A 16753-nucleotide genomic window follows, 5' to 3' on the forward strand; every position below is an offset into this window, starting at 1 on the left:
GCCATGACCGTACGCAGCATGATCGGCAGTATAATTATTGACGGCCCGGGTTGTCCGTAGGAATGCTATCGCCGCATGACGTACTGAAAGCTCCGACGGACCCGCCCCATCGGAGCTTTTTTATTTTTGCCCCGCAATCTTTTCTCCCTATGTACCAGGAGTATAAAACCCTCGACCTGCCCGCCATCGACCAAGCCATCCTCTCCTTCTGGGAGGAGCACGACATTTTCCGGCGCAGCATCGAGGAACGCCCCACCGACAACACCTTCGTCTTCTACGAAGGTCCACCCAGCGCCAACGGACAGCCCGGCATCCACCACGTCATGGCGCGTACGATCAAGGACGTCTTCTGCCGCTACCAGACGTTGCAGGGCAAGCGGGTAGAGCGCAAGGGCGGCTGGGACACCCACGGCCTGCCGATCGAACTCAAGGTGGAGTCCGAACTCGGCATCACCAAGGAGGACATCGGTACGAAGATCAGCGTGGACGACTACAACCGTGCCTGCCGGGAAACAGTCATGCGGTTCAAGGACCGCTGGGACGAGATCACCCGCAAGATGGGCTACTGGGTCGACCTGGAGAACCCATACATCACCTACGAGCGGGAGTACATGGAGTCGGTGTGGTGGCTCCTCAAACAGATTTACGACAAGGGGCTTATCTATAAAGGCTACACCATACAGCCCTACAGCCCCGCCGCCGGCACCGGACTCAGCTCCCACGAACTGAATATGCCGGGGGCCTACCAGGACGTCACGGATACCACCGTGGTGGCCATGTTCAAGGTCGTGGCCGGCAGCGGCAAGGAAGCCGTAAGCTCCGACGCCCCCCTGTACCTCATCGCCTGGACCACCACTCCCTGGACGCTGCCGAGCAACACCGCCCTGGCCGTGGGGCCCGACATTGACTACGTCCGGGTAACCACCACCAACCCATACACCAAAGAGCCTATCGAGGTCGTCCTCGCCGAGGCCCTCGTCGACGAGTGGTTCGGCGGAAATAACCAGCCCACCGTGGAGGCCAGGAGCGCTCCCTTCAAGGGCAGCGAACTCGTAGGGCTCCGGTACGAGCAGTTGCTGCCGGGTGCCGTACCCACCGACGGCGACGCCTTCCGTGTCATTCCCGGAGATTTCGTGACCACGGAGGCGGGTACGGGCATCGTGCATACGGCCCCCAGCTTTGGTGCCGACGACATGCAGGTTGGCAAGGCCAACGGAATCGGTTCGCTTACCCTGGTAGACAAGACCGGACGATTTACCGAAGAGGCCGGCCCCTTCGCCGGGCGGTACGTCAAGAATTACAAGGACGAGGAGGACTACGTCGACGTGAACGTCGACATCGCCGTCCACCTGAAAAAACGTGGCCTCGCCTTCAACGTGGCCAAATACAACCACAGCTACCCCCACTGCTGGCGCACCGACAAGCCGGTGCTCTACTACCCCCTCGACAGCTGGTTCATCAAGGCCAGCGCCGTGAAGGAACGGATGCAGGAACTGAACCGGACCATCAACTGGCAGCCCGCCAGCACCGGGGAAGGCCGCTTCGGCAAGTGGCTGGAGAACCTCCAGGACTGGAACCTCAGCCGCAGCCGCTACTGGGGCATCCCCCTGCCCATCTGGCGCAGCGAGGACGGCCAGGAAGAAGTCTTCATCGGCTCGGTAGCCGAACTGGAGGAGCAGGTAGCCCTCGCCAATCGCGAGCTCGGCCTCGAGCAGGAAGTTCCCCAGGACCTCCACCGCCCCTACATCGACGAGGTGGTGCTGTGGAAGAACGGCCGTGAGCTGCGGCGCGAACTGGACCTGATCGACGTCTGGTTCGATTCCGGCAGCATGCCCTACGCCCAGTTCCACTACCCCTTCGAGAACGAGGAGGTGTTCCAGCGCTCCTTCCCGGCTGACTTCATCGCCGAGGGCGTTGACCAGACGCGTGGCTGGTTCTACACCCTTCACGCCATCGCCACCATGGTCTTCGACTCCGTGGCCTTCAAGAACGTGGTATCCAACGGCCTGGTCCTGGACAAGGAGGGCAAGAAAATGTCCAAGCGCCTCGGCAACGCCGTGGATCCCTTCCTTACCATCGACACCTACGGGGCCGACGCCACCCGTTGGTACATGATCAGCAACAGCGCCCCCTGGGACAACCTCAAGTTCGACCTGGAGGGCATCCGGGAGGTGCAGCGCCGCTTCTTCGGCACCCTGTTCAACACCTACGGATTCTTTGCCCTCTACGCCAACATCGACGGTTACGACCCCAGCCGCGATGAGGCCGTCGCGGACGGCGACCTGGCCGAGATCGACCGTTGGGTACTCAGCCGCCTCAACAGCCTGACGCGGGAGGTGAGCAGCCACCTGGCCGCCTACGACGCCACCCCGGCCTGCCGGGCCATCGAGGGCTTCGTGAACGACGAACTTAGCAACTGGTACGTCCGCCAAAGTCGCCGGCGGTTCTGGCGGGGAGAGATGACCACCGACAAGCGGGCCGCCTACCAGACGCTCTACACCTGTCTGAAGCAGATCGCCCAGCTGATGTCGCCGGTGGCCCCCTTCTTTGCCGACTGGCTGTTCCGGAACCTGCACCCCGCTGCCCCGGAAAACCAGGCGGGAAGCGAGCAGCGGCAGCCCTCCGTCCACCTGACCATCCTGCAGGCCGCCGATGAGCGGCGCATCGATGAGGACCTGGAGCGCCGCATGGCCTACGCCCAGCGCATCTCCTCCCTGGTGCTGAGCCTGCGCAAGCGGGAAAAACTGCGGGTGCGCCAGCCCCTGCAGAAGATCCTCATTCCCGCCCTCGACCAGGAATTCCGCCGCCGCGTGGCTGACGTAGCCCACATCATCCAGGCCGAAACCAACATCAAGGAGGTGGAATTTCTGACCGACGACGGCTTCCTCAAAAAGACCATCAAGCCCAACTTCAAGGTGCTCGGCAAGCGCCTGGGCAAGCAGATGAAGGCCGCCGCCGCCGCCATCGGCGCCATGACCACCGACCAGATCAACGAACTGGAAAGCCAGGGCAGCTTCCCCCTCAACCTCGGGGGTGAAACCGTAGAAATTTCCACCGCGGAGGTCGACATCATCACCGAAGACATCCCCGGCTGGAAAGTGGCCAGCGACGGAGAGCTTACCATTGCCCTCGACGTGAACGTCACCCCGGAACTCGCCCGCGAAGGGCTGGCCCGGGAGCTCGTCAGCCGCATCCAGAACCTGCGCAAGGACACCGGACTGGAAGTCACCGACCGCATCGACATCCGCCTGAGCGCGCCGGAGGCGGTCCGGGAAGCCGTAGCGGCCCACCGCAACTACCTGATGGAGGAAACCCTGGCCGACAGCCTGGATTTCACCGAATCAGTCGACGCCGAAGACATGGAACTGCCCGGCGACCACACGGTCCGGGTCTCCCTCACCGCCGTAGCCGCGATTTCCCGCTAAGATGGCCAAGACGCTGATTGTAATGGGCAGTGCCCGGGCCGACGGCAATACCGCCCTGGCCGCGCGCAGCCTGAAGGACAGTATGGGAGGCAAGATCATCAACCTCCTCGACCACCGGATCGCGCCCTTCGATTACGGGAACGACTACCCCATCGACGACGCCTTCCTGTCGATGATCAAGCGGGTGGTCATCTACGACCGCCTGATCCTGGCCAGCCCCGTATACTGGTACAGCATGAGCGGCCCCATGAAGCAGTTCCTCGACCGCTTCACCGACCTGCTCACCTACCACAAGGACCTGGGCCGCCGCCTGCGGGGCAAGGAACTCGGGGTATTGTCGTGCTCCGGTGACGCCACCGTCAATCCGGGCTTCTACGAGCCCTTCCGGCTGACGGCCGACTACCTCGGCATGCCCTACGGCCCGGAGCACCACGCCTGGGTGCGCGGTTCCCGGGTGGAGTTGCTGGAGGTGAAGTAGGGCCGGGGTCAGTTGTCCGCCTCCGTCAGGAGGCGGGAATCGATCACGAAGCGCAGCCCCAGGGGAATTTCCGCCGAGAAGCTGGCCCCCCGCCCCTCGGTGACGTCCAGCGTCAGGTGAGTGTGCTTCCAGTATTCGTACTGGAATTTCGACATATAGAAGGGGCAGCCGTGGACCTCTCCCAGCAGGATGTCGTTGTCGTCGATGAACAGTTCCCCTTCTGGGAAACACATGGGCGAGGAGCCATCGCAGCAACCGCCACTCTGGTGGAACATGAGGGGGCCGTGTTTTTCGCGCAGGGTGTCGATGACTTCCCGCGCCCGGTCCGTGAGGTCTACTTTGGGCATTAGGTGGAGGGTTTAATGAAAGGGGCCGGCGCGGTAAGCATACCGGCCGGCCCGCATCAGATGGCTACCATCAGGGTTAGTGATTAGAAAAAGCCGAGGGCCGACTTGCTGTAACTGATCAGCATGTTCTTGGTCTGCCGGTAGTGGTCGAGCATCATCTTGTGGTTCTCACGGCCGATGCCCGATTTCTTATAGCCGCCGAAGGGGGCGTGGGCGGGGTAATCGTGGTAACAGTTTACCCACACGCGGCCGGCCTTGATCTTGCGGGCCACGGTGTAGGCTTCGTGCATGTCGCGCGTCCAGAGCCCCGCTCCCAGCCCGTATAGGGTATCGTTGGCGATCTCGATGGCCTCGGCCTCATCCTTGAAGGTGGTGACGCACAGCACCGGTCCGAAGATCTCCTCCTGGAAGACCCGCATCTTGTTGTTGCCCTTCAGCACGGTGGGCTGGATGTAGAATCCGCCGGAGAGGCTGTCGACGTGGGCCGCCTTGCCGCCGGTAAGGACCTCGCAGCCTTCCTCCTTGCCGATCTTGATGTACTTCAGGATCTTTTCGTACTGGTCGTTGCTGGCCTGGGCGCCCATCATGGTGTCCGGGTCCAGGGGGTGGCCCATCTTGATGCTTTCCACCCGCTCGATGAAGCGCTCCATGAACCGGTCGTAGATCTCTTCGTGGACCAGCAGGCGGCTGGGGCAGGTGCACACCTCGCCCTGGTTCAGGGCGAACATGGCGGCTCCTTCCAGGCACTTGTCGAAGAACTCGTCGTCGGCGTCCATGACGCTCTTCATGAAGACGTTCGGGCTTTTGCCTCCGAGCTCCAGGGTGACGGGAATGATGTTCTTGCTGGCGTACTGCATGATCAGCTGTCCGGTGGTGGTTTCACCGGTGAAGGCCACCTTGCAGATGTCGGGGTGGCTGGCCAGGGGTTTGCCGGCTTCGACGCCAAAACCGTTCACGATGTTCAGCACGCCGGGGGGCAGTACGCCCTCGATCAGTTCCATCAGCAGCAGGATACCGACCGGTGTCTGTTCGGCGGGCTTCAGTACGATGCAGTTTCCGGCGGCCAGGGCGGGGGCAACTTTCCAGGCGGCCATCAGCAGGGGGAAGTTCCAGGGGATGATCTGCCCGACCACGCCCAGGGGTTCCCAGACGTTCATAGAAACGGTGTCGCTGTTCAGCTCGGCTACCCCACCCTCCTCGGCGCGGATCACGCTGGCGAAGTAGCGGAAATGGTCGATGGCCAGCGGCAGGTCGGCGGCCCGGGTTTCCCGCAGGGCCTTGCCGTTGTCCCAGGTTTCGGCCCGGGCCAGGTCCTCGAGGTTCTCCTCGATGATGTTGGCGATCTTCAGCAGGAGGTTGCTGCGTTCGGTGGCGGAGGTGTTGTTCCAGTGCTCGGCGGCCTTCCAGGCGGCGGCCACGGCCTTGTCGATGTCCTCCTTGGTGGACCGGGGGACGCGGGTGAAGCTCTGCCCGTCTACGGGAGAAACGTTGTCGAAGTATTCGCCGTTGACGGGGGCCACCCATTCACCGCCGATGTAGTTCTCGTACTGGTCCTTGAACTTCGGGCGGGTGAGGGTGTCGGAGGTGTGGGTTGCGGTAGTGCTCATGATCGATGGGTATGGTTACATAAGGGTGAGAAGGGCGGCGGCGCGCGGGTGCCGGGGGAAGACCGGGGGCGCCGGGTGGTATTGGTGTCCTCCAAAGTAAGCCGGAGCCTCCCGCGGGCCTTGCACTATTCTGCTTTGCCATTGCAGGATGCTACAATTCTATTCCCACCCGCTCCGCCCACCCAATATAATAATGCTTGTTCAACCATACAAAGACAATAGTTCCGTATGTTTGAACGCCATGATGCAGACCGACCACCTTCGCTCTTCCTCCCTCCAGACGCTGGTAGAAAACCGTACCACTTACTGCCTGGAGTCACTTGAATTGAACCTTTTTGAGACCCACGCATCGGCGGCGGCGGTGGAACTTCGCTTCGACCAGCCGGTACTGGCCAGCATGATCCGCGGCCGCAAGATCATGCACCTGCGCAACGAACCGGGCTTCGCCTTCCTGCCCGGCGAATCGATCCTCCTGCCCGCCGGAGAGCGAATGGTGATTGACTTTCCCGACGCCACCGAGCGGCAACCGACCAAGTGCCTCGCCCTGGCCATCGACGACGGGGAGGTGAATCAGGTGGTGCAGTTCCTGAACGAGCAACGCCCCCGCACCGACGGAGCGGAGTGGTCAGCCACCGACTACAACTTCCACTTCACCCAGCAGCCGGCGATCACCCAGCTCCTGCAGCGGCTCGTCTTTCTCTGCGCGGAGGACCACCCCTCCAAGGACCTGTTCGTCCAGATGCACCTGCGGGAGTTGCTCATCCGCGTCCTTCAGTCGGAATCCCGCCAGCAGCTCCTCCGCATTCCCGACGGGCAACGGCCGGCCGATAATCCCCTCGCCGTCGTGGTGAACTACGTGCGCAACCACCTGGACGAAAAGCTCACGGTGGCCCGCCTCAGCCGACTGGCCTGCATGAGTGAATCTGCCTTCTACCGGGCCTTCCGCCAGGAACTGGACTGCTCCCCCGTGGAATTCATCAACCAGGAGCGGCTCAAGCTCGCGGCGAGCCTGCTGCTGGACCCCTCACGGAGTATCCGGGAGGTGGCCCTGCGCTGCGGATTCAACAGCGTCAGCTACTTCACCCGGCAATTTGGAGAGCATTTTGGCAAAAGTCCGGGCGTCTATCAATCGGAGCGGACTACTCCGGCCGGCCGTCCCAGTACTGCCGGTAAGTAGGGTAAAAGCTGTAGCGGTGGTCGCGGCGCTCGCGTTCGAACAATTCCGCCAGCAGCCGGGCACCCTCGGCGAAGTAATCCAGCAGCACCTCCCGCTCAGCCAGCTCACAGGCTTCCTGAAAGGCCTTGACGGTGCTGTCGTGGTAGGCCTCGCTGTCTACCCGGCGGGCGCCGAGGTACTCGGCCATCAGTTCCGCGCGGTAGAAGTGGAGTTCCACCAGGTCCTTGGGGTGGATGGATACCTCGGCAAATTTCTTGATGATCTTGCGCGACTGTGAGCGGCCGCGCTTTCCCCGTCCGCGGGCCGGAAAGAACACCTTGCGGAGGGCATCCTTGTACTTGTCGATGACCACTTTCGGGTCGCCGAGCTCCATACGGTAATACTCCCGCAGTACCGGAAACCGGCCGTAGAGGCGCTCGAGTTCCTCCCGCAATTCCTCCTCGGTAAGGTGGTTGATGTATTTGTTGAAATCCCGTTTCATGGGCCTTAAGGTAAGCTCGTCCATGCCTCAATCCATAGACGACTAAGTCGTCCATGCTAAAGTGGTCGGACGACTATAGTCGTCCGACCACTTTAGCATGGACCAGCCTCCCTATCTTTCCGTATGCCTACCCTCACCCTGCCCCTCACCACCGCCAACGATGGTACCGAGTACGGTGCCGTCTACTTCAACGTGCTGAAGATTCCCGCCGCGGCCGTCCGGGAGATCCTCGACCGCCCCCACAACGCCAACCGGGTGGTCTGCCGGATCAACGGTGAAGGTGTGATTCACCGCGGACTGATGCCCGATGGCCACGGCGACTACATCCTGCTCATCAGCCAGGAGGTGAAGAAGCAGTTCGGACTGGCGGACGGTGAAGATGTCACCATCCACCTCACCCCAGACGACAGCGACTACGGCACCCCCCTACCCGCGGAGGCGGCGGAACTCTGGGAAATCGACCCCGAAGCCCGAGAGGTCTTCCACACCCTCACCCCCGGCAAGCAACGCAACCTCCTCCTGCTCATCGACAAACTGAAACGCCCCGACTCCCGCGCCAAAAAGGCCGTTCAGATCCACGAGTACCTGAAGGCGGTCAACGGCAAGCTCGACTACCGGGAACTGAACGCCTGGATCAAGGCCGACAACCGCTAGCCCGTCCGGCCATTCGGGGAAATCCGCGGCACCCGCGCTCCGACGCCCCGGGTGGGTTATATTGGATCCAAATCCAACATATGAACAAGCTCGCCACGCTAATTGCCTGCCTCCTGATCTTCCCCCTGTTCACTTCTCAACTGAGCGGACAGGGCGCCGCCGATACCAGCCGCAGCGACCGGTTTGCCAGCCTGGAGTTCCGCAACATCGGGCCCTTCCGCGGTGGGCGCAGTAACGCCGTCACCGGCGTACCCGGCCACCCCATGCGCTACTACTTCGGGGGCGTAGGCGGCGGCATCTACCGCAGCGACGATGCCGGCATGAGCTGGCGTAACATCTCCGACGGCCAGCTGAATACCGGCTCTATCGGGGCACTCACCGTAGCCCCGAGCGACCCCAACGTAATCTACGCCGGCACCGGCGAGCACGCCGTGCGGGGCGTCATGACCTCGGCCGGCGACGGGGTGTACCGCTCCACCGACGCCGGGGCCACCTGGCAACACCTCGGCCTCCGGAACAGCCGCCACATCGCTGAAATTGTGGTCCATCCCCACAACCCCGACCATGTCTACGTAGCGGTGCAGGGGGCCGTCCACGGTGACAGCGAGGACCGCGGCATCTACCGCAGTACCGACGGTGGGCAGCACTGGGAGCGGTTGTTCTACGTGGACGCCACCACCGGGGCCGCCGACCTGAGCATGGACCCCACCAATCCGCGCATCCTCTACGCCGGCATGTGGGACCACCGCCGCTACCCCTGGACCGTCCGCAGCGGTGGCCCGGGCAGCGGACTGTACAAATCCACCGACGGCGGCAACAGCTGGAACCGCCTCACCGAAGGCCTCCCTGACACCCTGGGCAAGGTGGCCGTCTCGGTCAGCCCCGCCAACCCCGACCGCGTATACGCCAACCTGGAAGCCGCCGGTGAGCGGGGCGGCGTCTACCGTAGCGACGACGGCGGCAAAAACTGGAAACAGGTCAGCAGCGACCGCGTAACGGTAGCCCGGGCCTGGTACTACATCGAAATCTTCGCCGACCCCGCCGACGCCAACGAGGTGTACGTACTGAACGCCCCCGTACTCCGCTCCATCGACGGCGGGGCCTCCTTCTCCACCATTCCGGTGGGCCACGGCGACCAGCACGACCTGTGGATCAATCCCGACAACCCGGATAATATGATTCTGGGTAACGACGGCGGAGCCACCATCACCTTCAACGGCGGCAAAAGCTGGAGTACCCAGAACAACCAGCCCACCGCCCAATTCTACCGGGTGATCACCGACAACCAGATGCCCTACCGCGTCTACGGTGGGCAGCAGGACAACAGCACCGTGGACATCGCCAGCCGCAGCCGGGGCCGGGGTATCGGCGATGCCGACTGGCACCCCACCGCCGGCGGGGAAAGCGCCTTCCTGGCCTTTGACCCCGACAACCCCCGCTACGTGATGGGCGGCAGCTACCAGGGCAACATCTCCGTCTACGACGGGGAAACCGGCACGGAAGTGGACGTAATGGCCTACCCCGTGGCCGGATTGGCTACCCCGCCCGCCGAAATGAAGTACCGCTTTAACTGGAACGCCCCCATCGTGGCCCAGCCCCAGGACCCCAGCACCTTCTACCACGCCGGCAACCACGTCCTGAAGTCCACCGACCTGGGCCGCAGCTGGCGGGAGATCAGCCCTGACCTCACCCGCAACGATACCACCAAACTGGTCGACGGCGGCGGCCCCTTCACCAACGAAGGCGCCGGGGGCGAGATCTACGGCACCATCAGCTACCTGGTGGCCAGCCCCCACCGGGCCGGTGAGCTCTGGGTGGGCACCGACGACGGCCGCGTGTGGCTCACCCGCAACGAAGGCGGCGACTGGCAGGAGATCACCCCCCGCAACCTGGGCGAAAAGCTCGTCAACGCCATCGAAGTGTCGCCCCACGACCCCGCCACCGCCTACCTGGCGGTGATGAACTACAAATTCAACGACTTCACCCCCGAGGCGTACAAGACCACCGACTACGGAAGGAGCTGGCAGCGGATCGACCAGGGCTTCGGCGAGGAGGAATTCGTGCGCGTCATCCGCGAGGATCCCAAACGCCCCGGCCTGCTCTATGCCGGCACCGAGCGGGGGCTCTACCTGTCCTTTAACGGTGGAAGCAGCTGGGAAAAGCCCCGCCTCAACCTCCCCGACGCACCGATCCTCGACCTGACCACCCGCGACAACGACCTGGTCGTGGCTACTTCCGGACGGGCCTTTTGGATCCTGGACGACCTCAGCGCCCTCCAGCAGACGGGCGGGAAAATGCCGGAGGCGCTGACCATCTTCCAGCCCAAACCCACTTACCGCTACAACTTTTCCACTCCGTCCTCCGCCCCAGGGGACGAGGGGCAAAACCCGGCCAGCGGCATCATTTTCGATTATTACCTGCATTCCGTTGCCGACAGCACCCGGCTCACGCTGGAGGTACTCAACCCCGCCGGTGAGGTGATCCGCAGCTACACCAACCAGCTGGCCAAGGCCAAAAGCTGGCCCGGCGGCCCGCCGGCCGCCTCCGCCCTGCCCGCCAAGGCCGGCTTGAACCGGTTCAACTGGGACCTGCGCCGCGCTACCCTGCCCGCCGTCGACGGCATCTTCGTCCTGGGCGACTACCGCGGTAGCCTTGTAGGACCGGGCACCTATACCCTGCGGCTGTCCACCGACGGCGACACCGTCAGGACCAACGCCGAACTGCTCCCCGACCCCAACCTGTCCACGCCGGCGTCCGCCTACGCCGCCCAGCAAGAGTTGCTGACCACCGCCGAAGCCACCGTCCGCGACATACACCATTCGGTCAACCGCATGCGCCGCGTACGCGAGCAGGTCCGGGCCCTCAACAACAGCCTTAAAGAAGTCTCGGGCACCGATAACCTGATCGCCCAGGGAGAGGAAATCGTAAAACGGATTACGGAATGGGAGGAAAACCTCATCCAGCCGGACCAGAAGACCTTCCAGGACGTCATCAACTTCCCCAACCGCCTCAACGCCGAACTGATGGACCTGAAGAGCCGGGTGGACGGTGCCGTTCCCGTCGTGACCGAAGGCGCCCAACGGCGCCTCGAGGAACTGACGGCCGACTGGCAGCGGTACCGCCAGGTACTGGACCGCATCGTGGCCGAGGACGTGGCGGCCTTCAACGCCCGCTACCGCGAGCTCAACCTGCCGGCGGTCATCGTACCCCCCGCTGCGGAGGAGACCCGGCGGTAACCTAGGCCGCCTCGATCCATTCGTCCACCTTCCGCTCGAGTACGTTGAGGGGCAGGCAGCCGCCCTCCAGGACCAGGTCGTGGAAGGCCCGGATGTCGAAATCGTTGCCCAGCTCCGCTTCGGCGCGGGCCCGCAATTCGAGAATTTTCAGCTGGCCGACCTTGTAGCTCAGGGCCTGGCCGGGTATGGCCATGTAGCGTTCGATCTCCGCGATGATGCTGGCTTCGCTCTCCGCTTCGTTCTCCAGGCTGTACTGGATGGCCTGTTCCCGGCTCCACCCCTTGCTGTGGATGCCGGTGTCGACAACCAGCCGGATGGCCCGGTGCATTTCCGCGCTCAGCATGCCGAAGTACTGGTAGGGGTCCTCGTAGAGGCCCAGCTCCTTGCCGAGGCTCTCGCAGTACAGCGCCCAGCCCTCGCCGTAGGCGCTGTACCAGAGGTTGCGGCGGAAGTCGGGCAGCGCCTCGTTCTCCTGCGTCAGGCTGATCTGATAGTGGTGGCCGGGAATGGCTTCGTGGAGGAAGAGGTCCTCGTCGCTGAAGGTATTGTACTCCTCCACCTTGGGGATGGGCACGTAAAAGATGCCCGGGCGGCTACCGTCCTGGCTTCCCGGATTGTACTCGGCTGAAGCGCTGGCCTCGCGGAAGGCCTCGGTACGGCGCACCTCGAACTCGGTCTTGGGCACCTTGTTGAACAGCTTCTCCAGCTGCGGCTTCATCCGGTCGTAGATGTCGTTGAAGTTGGCGATCACCTCATCCGGGCTGTCGAAGGGCATAAGCTCCGGCTTCGTGCGCACGTAATCGAAGAAGGCCTGGAGGTCGCCCTCGAAGCCGACTTCCTGCTTCACCTTCTCCATCTCCGACCGCAGCCGGGCGACTTCGCTCAGGCCGAGTTCGTGGATCTCTTCGGCCGACATGTCGGTGGTCGTATACAGCTTGATGAGGTAATCGTAGTAGGCCTTGCCGCGGGGGATCTCGGCGATGCCGCTGCTTTCCCGGGTCTGGGGCAAATATTCATCGCGCACGTACTGGGTCAGGTTGGTGAATAACGGAATGATCCGCTGCCCCACCATGCCCCGGAAAGCGCCCTGCAGCCTTTCCCGTTCCTCCGTAGGGAAGGTATCCGGGATCATCGTGGCGGGGCTGTAGAAGAGGTGGTCCTCCAGGGGCTCGGCCGCCAGGCTTTCCAGCTGGGGCAGCAGCTTCAGGGCCAGGGCCCGCGGCAGCACGTAGCCCTTGGCGGCACCCCGTTCCAGGTTTACCCGGGCGGTGTCCATCATCGTGGCGAAATCGTCTACCCGCGCCAGCCAGTTGTCGTAGTCTTCCACCGTCCGGAAGGGCTGGGCCCCCTCACCGCTGGCCAACTGACCAAAGGCCAGGTGGATGCCGCTGAACTGATCCAGGGGCAGCAGTTCGGTAGCGAAATCGGCCCCCTGCAGGGCCATATTGAGCTCCCACTCCAGCACGTCGTAGCTCACCTGGTCGGTGGGGTCCAGGGCGCGGCGGTTGATGCCCCCCAGGCGGCGTAGGAAGTCCTGGTAGAACCCGCGACTCTCGGCCTTGTAATCCTGGGAAAGCAGGTTGGGCATCCGGTCGTTGTAGCGGTCGTCGCCGAGGTAGGTGGCTTCCAGGGGGTTCAGTTGCAGCCGCGCTTCCTGGTAGTTTTCCAGCAGTTCGGCGAACTCGGCCCCGACGGCTTCGTCGGGGGTGGCCGCGGCGGGGGGATCTTCGCTACAGCCGGTAATCAGCAGGAGGAACAGGAGGGCGAGGGGGAGGAATTGTTTCATGAGCATCCGTTAGGAGGGCCTAATATAGGGCGGGCGCGCAGGTGCCGGGAAACGGGATAAATGCCGGGGCCGGTCGCTCACTCCGTCGTCGTGTAGCTTATGTCCAGCACCGTCAGTTTGCGGAGTTCATTGCCGAGTCGGAAATCGGCCGTCTCCCCCACCCTGAGGCCGGTGATGGCCCGGGCGATGGGCGCCGTGAAGCTGATCTTTTTCTCCCTGACGTTGGCCTCGTCGACCCCCACGATCCGGAACTCCTGTACGCGGTTGCCGGGTTGCTGGCGGACTTTGACGCGGGCCCCGAAGCGCACCTCGTCCTGGGGCTGATCGGCGGGTTCCAGCACCCGGGCGGAAGCAATACGCTGGTTCAGGAGGTTGAGCTTGCCATCGATAACGGTGGCGGCCCGCCGGCGCTCGTCTTCGTTGTCGCCGGGCAGGTCCTGCTTTTCCGCTTCCAGCCGCGCGCGCTCCTCCTCCAAGGCGCGCAGGCCTGCCGGAGTTACGTAATTCGTCTCACCGGGGGGCAGCGGGGAGCGGGGCGGGATAATGGGAAGTTCTTCCTGATCTGATTCCTTGACGAAGCCGCGGGACATATTAGATGCTTTTTCAAGGGAACGGCCGGCGGACGGGTCAGGTTTCGCGGGCGGGGGTGGCCCGGCGTCACGGGCGGGCCCAATTTGCCTATCATTGCACCCGATGAGCGATCGCCTCCGGTACTGGATTTTCCGCCTGATCTCCGCCCTGCGCTGGTACGCCCGCGCGGGAACGCGATACGACGTGCACTCCCCCTTCCTGAGCGGGTTCGTACGCGAGGTGTACCGCGACGACCGCGATTATCACGGCTTTACCGTCGTGAAGTCCATCCGTGCCTATTGGCGGGGACAGCAGCAGCGCGTCGGGCTGCGGCAACTCGGCGCCCCCAGCCGTACCACTTCGTCCACCGCCCGCTCCGCGGCCAGTCTGGTCAGCAGCAACGCCATCAACGACCGCTGCGGCCGCTTCCTTTTCCGCCTGACGCTCTGGGCGCGCCCCGAGCGCATCGTCGAATTGGGCACCAACGCGGGCCTCTCCACCCTCTACCTCCACCTGGCCGACCGCCGCACGCCACTGTACACCGTAGAGGGCAATCCGGAAGTTGCGGCGCTGGCCCGGACCACCTTCGAGCGCGCCCGGGCTTCCTCCCAACTCCGGGCCTCCACCGCAACCTTTGCCGACTGGCTGGAGCGAGAACTGCCCCCCGCCCCCGCCCGACTCCTCGCTTTCCTGGACGGCGACCACCGCCACGCCCCGACGCTGGACTACGTAAACCGCCTGCTGGCGACGGCGACCGACGAGAGCGTGATCGTGGTGGCCGACATCCACTGGTCGCCAGGTATGGAAACGGCCTGGGCGGAACTCAAGGCCCACCCCCGGGTAACCGCATCGGTGGACGTATACCACTTTGGGATCCTCTTTCTCCGGCCGGAATTGAGGGGGCCCCACCTCGCCCTGATCCGTACGCGGTTCAAGCCCTGGCGGGTGGGCTTCTTCTAGCCCAGCTCGAAATCGCCCCAGTCTTCCACCCGCCGGTGACGCTGGCGCTCGAGACGGTCGAGCAGCCGCAGGATGATGTCGATGCCCGCCGAGTTCACGCCCAGGTCGTTGCGCAACCGCAGCGCGCGTTCGATACGGGGAACCTGGTGTTCGGGGATCAGCACGATTTCCTGCTGCCGCTGCGCTTCGCAGATGCCCTGTTCGATGAACTCTTCCACCACGATCGTCTCGCAGCGGTGGAAGGTGCAGAATTGTTGGATGGTGATGTAGCCTACTCCTGGTTTCATGATCGCTTTGATTTATGGGCGCCTAGCGGCGGGCCAGGCGGGTGAAGGCTTCCTTTTCATCGGCGGAAAGGCTGGTGGGAAGCCGGGCCACCAGGTCAAGGTAGAGGTCGCCGTGGCCGCTACTCTTGTACCGCGGCAGTCCCTTGCCCTTCAGGCGGACGCGGGTGTTGTTGGCGGTGGTTGCACTGACGGGCACGGAGACCGCACCGGTCGGGGTATCCACCGTGATCTTGCCGCCGAGCAGCATGGTGTAGAGGTCCACCTCCACGGTCTTGTACAGATCGGCCCCTTCCCGGCGGTAGTCGGCGGGTACGTCCACCCGGAAGGTGATGTAGAGGTCACCGGCTGGTCCCCCACCCGCTCCCGGACTGCCCTGTCCGCGCAGCCGCAGGGTCTGCCCCTCCTCCACCCCGGCGGGGATGGTGACCCGCAGCTGCTTGCCGTTCACCGTCAGCACCTGCTTGTTGTCCTGGAGTATATCGCTCATCTGCACCCGCAACTCGGCTTCGATGTCGCGGCCACGGAAGGCCCGGCGTTGGCCGCCGAACCCGGCACCCGCGCCCCCGCCGAACATGTCGCGGAAAAAGTCGGAGAAGTCCGCACCGTCTCCCCCGGTGGTGTAGGTGTACTGCCCCCCGAAGGGATCGCCGCCGAAACCCCCGAAGCCGGCACCACCGCCGCCCCCGGCCGATCCGCGCTGTTGCCGGGCCTGCTCGAAGGCTTCGGCGTGCTCCCAGTCCTTGCCGTACTTATCGTATTTGGCCCGCTTTTCGGGGTCGGACAGTACGGCGTAGGCTTCGTTGACCGCCTTGAAGCGCTGCTCGGCCTGGGCGTCGTCGGGCGCTATGTCGGGGTGATACTTGCGGGCCAGCTTGCGGTAGGCCTTTTTCAGTTGCTTCTCGTCCGCCGATTTGTCGACGCCGAGGGTCTGGTAGTAATCGATGAACTGTGCCATGGTCGAACTTAGTTTTCAGCTCCCCCGCGGTGGAGGGACGGTACCGCTATTGCAATTATGGTGCCAACCGCCGAGCCTACGAGTACGTCGGTGAAAAAGTGGCGGCCGGCCCGCATCCGTCCGTAACTCACCGCCGCCGGCAGCAGGGCTGCCCCGAGCCAGACGTAGGGTTTGGCCTTGCTCTGGGGGTAAAGGTCGTTGTAAAGCTTGGCGGTGGTGATGCTGAAGTAGGCCGTGGTGGCGCTGTGGCCACTGAAGAAGGAGTAGCGGCTCGACTTCTTCAGCTTGGTGTCCAGGGGAGCGTCCAGGTTGTAGTTGTAGGGGCGGGGCCGGCGCACCAGCACCTTGGTCAGGTTGATGAGGCCGGAGTTGATCATGGCTCCCTCGAAGACGATCAGGGCCATCTCATCAAAGTTCTCCCGCCCGGGGCGGTCCATGAGCAGGAAGAAGGGGCTGGCGAAACTGGCCAGCAGCAGCTTGTCGGTGGCTTCGTCAGCCAGCAGCGACAGGTTGCGGGTCGAATAGCGGTCAATACCGGGGATCTTGTTGATCTCCAGAATGGAAATATCCTCTTCGGTGAGCCCCGTAACCCTCCGATCCAGCATGATGGAGGTGGTGGTCAGGGTACCGCCCAGCCCCAGCAGGACGGCGTTGGTGGTATTGCTCGGATTATACGGTTGCAGACCCTGCCCCGGCAATACCTGGCCCACGAGGAGCGCCAGCACCAGGAGTAGTTGAGTAATTATCCTGTACATAGATTTATTGACCTTGTGAGGAGGACAACGATGCA

Annotated in this window: 14 protein-coding genes; 6 read left to right on the plus strand and 8 right to left on the minus strand. The window is 63.6% G+C overall.

Features of this window, described 5'->3' with window-relative positions:
- Positions 1-149 precede the first annotated feature (149 nt).
- Both ileS and CGL56_RS04195 read left to right on the plus strand, forming a co-directional pair.
- Entirely contained in the window at positions 150-3425 is a 3276-nt protein-coding gene (ileS, locus tag CGL56_RS04190; RefSeq protein WP_099105223.1) for an isoleucine--tRNA ligase, read from the plus strand.
- A gap of 1 nt (position 3426) precedes the next feature.
- A complete protein-coding gene (locus CGL56_RS04195) occupies positions 3427-3903 on the plus strand; it encodes a flavodoxin family protein (RefSeq protein ID WP_099105224.1) in 477 nt (158 codons plus the stop codon).
- A gap of 8 nt (positions 3904-3911) precedes the next feature.
- Here the strand turns inward: CGL56_RS04195 and CGL56_RS04200 are convergent, their stop codons facing one another.
- Both CGL56_RS04200 and CGL56_RS04205 read right to left on the minus strand, forming a co-directional pair.
- Positions 3912-4250 carry a DUF779 domain-containing protein gene (locus CGL56_RS04200; RefSeq protein WP_099105225.1) on the minus strand — a complete coding sequence of 113 codons (339 nt, stop codon included), beginning with the start codon at positions 4248-4250 and terminating at the stop codon, positions 3912-3914.
- Between the two features lie 83 nt (positions 4251-4333).
- Positions 4334-5857 (minus strand): aldehyde dehydrogenase family protein, encoded by a 1524-nt coding sequence (locus tag CGL56_RS04205; RefSeq protein WP_099105226.1) that lies wholly within the window; start codon positions 5855-5857, stop codon positions 4334-4336.
- Between the two features lie 241 nt (positions 5858-6098).
- Here CGL56_RS04205 and CGL56_RS04210 point away from each other — a divergent pair, with 241 nt between their 5' ends.
- Positions 6099-7034 carry an AraC family transcriptional regulator gene (locus CGL56_RS04210; RefSeq protein ID WP_099105227.1) on the plus strand — a complete coding sequence of 312 codons (936 nt, stop codon included), beginning with the start codon at positions 6099-6101 and terminating at the stop codon, positions 7032-7034.
- On the opposite strand, the gene CGL56_RS04215 is transcribed toward CGL56_RS04210, so the two are convergent.
- Positions 6997-7515 carry a DUF6155 family protein gene (locus tag CGL56_RS04215; protein ID WP_099105228.1) on the minus strand — a complete coding sequence of 173 codons (519 nt, stop codon included), beginning with the start codon at positions 7513-7515 and terminating at the stop codon, positions 6997-6999. The genes CGL56_RS04210 and CGL56_RS04215 overlap by 38 nt on opposite strands.
- Before the next feature lie 123 nt (positions 7516-7638).
- Here CGL56_RS04215 and CGL56_RS04220 point away from each other — a divergent pair, with 123 nt between their 5' ends.
- On the plus strand, positions 7639-8169 hold the full coding sequence (locus tag CGL56_RS04220) for a YdeI/OmpD-associated family protein (protein ID WP_099105229.1): 531 nt from the start codon (positions 7639-7641) through the stop codon (positions 8167-8169).
- Between the two features lie 80 nt (positions 8170-8249).
- Positions 8250-11405: a WD40/YVTN/BNR-like repeat-containing protein gene (locus CGL56_RS04225; RefSeq protein ID WP_099105230.1), complete on the plus strand. Its 3156-nt coding sequence runs from the start codon at positions 8250-8252 to the stop codon at positions 11403-11405.
- Position 11406: 1 nt separating this feature from the next.
- Here the strand turns inward: CGL56_RS04225 and CGL56_RS04230 are convergent, their stop codons facing one another.
- Positions 11407-13191, minus strand: coding sequence for a DUF885 domain-containing protein (locus CGL56_RS04230; protein WP_099105522.1), 1785 nt, complete (start codon positions 13189-13191; stop codon positions 11407-11409).
- 77 nt (positions 13192-13268) lie between these two features.
- Positions 13269-13781 (minus strand): GreA/GreB family elongation factor, encoded by a 513-nt coding sequence (locus tag CGL56_RS04235; RefSeq protein WP_099105231.1) that lies wholly within the window; start codon positions 13779-13781, stop codon positions 13269-13271.
- A 103-nt stretch (positions 13782-13884) separates the two neighbouring features.
- On the opposite strand from CGL56_RS04235, the gene CGL56_RS04240 reads away from it, so the two are divergent.
- Positions 13885-14721, plus strand: coding sequence for an O-methyltransferase (locus tag CGL56_RS04240; RefSeq protein ID WP_099105232.1), 837 nt, complete (start codon positions 13885-13887; stop codon positions 14719-14721).
- Here CGL56_RS04240 and CGL56_RS04245 read toward each other — a convergent pair.
- Genes CGL56_RS04245 through CGL56_RS04255 form a run of 3 tightly spaced genes read right to left on the minus strand, consistent with a single transcriptional unit; the run spans position 14718 to position 16718 of the window.
- A complete protein-coding gene (locus CGL56_RS04245) occupies positions 14718-15008 on the minus strand; it encodes a chaperone modulator CbpM (RefSeq protein ID WP_099105233.1) in 291 nt (96 codons plus the stop codon). The two genes, CGL56_RS04240 and CGL56_RS04245, sit on opposite strands and share 4 nt — an antisense overlap.
- 22 nt (positions 15009-15030) lie before the next feature.
- Positions 15031-15963: a DnaJ C-terminal domain-containing protein gene (locus CGL56_RS04250; RefSeq protein WP_099105234.1), complete on the minus strand. Its 933-nt coding sequence runs from the start codon at positions 15961-15963 to the stop codon at positions 15031-15033.
- An 8-nt stretch (positions 15964-15971) separates the two neighbouring features.
- On the minus strand, positions 15972-16718 hold the full coding sequence (locus CGL56_RS04255) for a phosphatase PAP2 family protein (RefSeq protein ID WP_099105235.1): 747 nt from the start codon (positions 16716-16718) through the stop codon (positions 15972-15974).
- Positions 16719-16753: the final 35 nt, after the last annotated feature.

The sequence above is a fragment of the Neolewinella marina genome, from assembly GCF_002631205.1.
GTDB lineage: Bacteria > Bacteroidota > Bacteroidia > Chitinophagales > Saprospiraceae > Neolewinella > Neolewinella marina.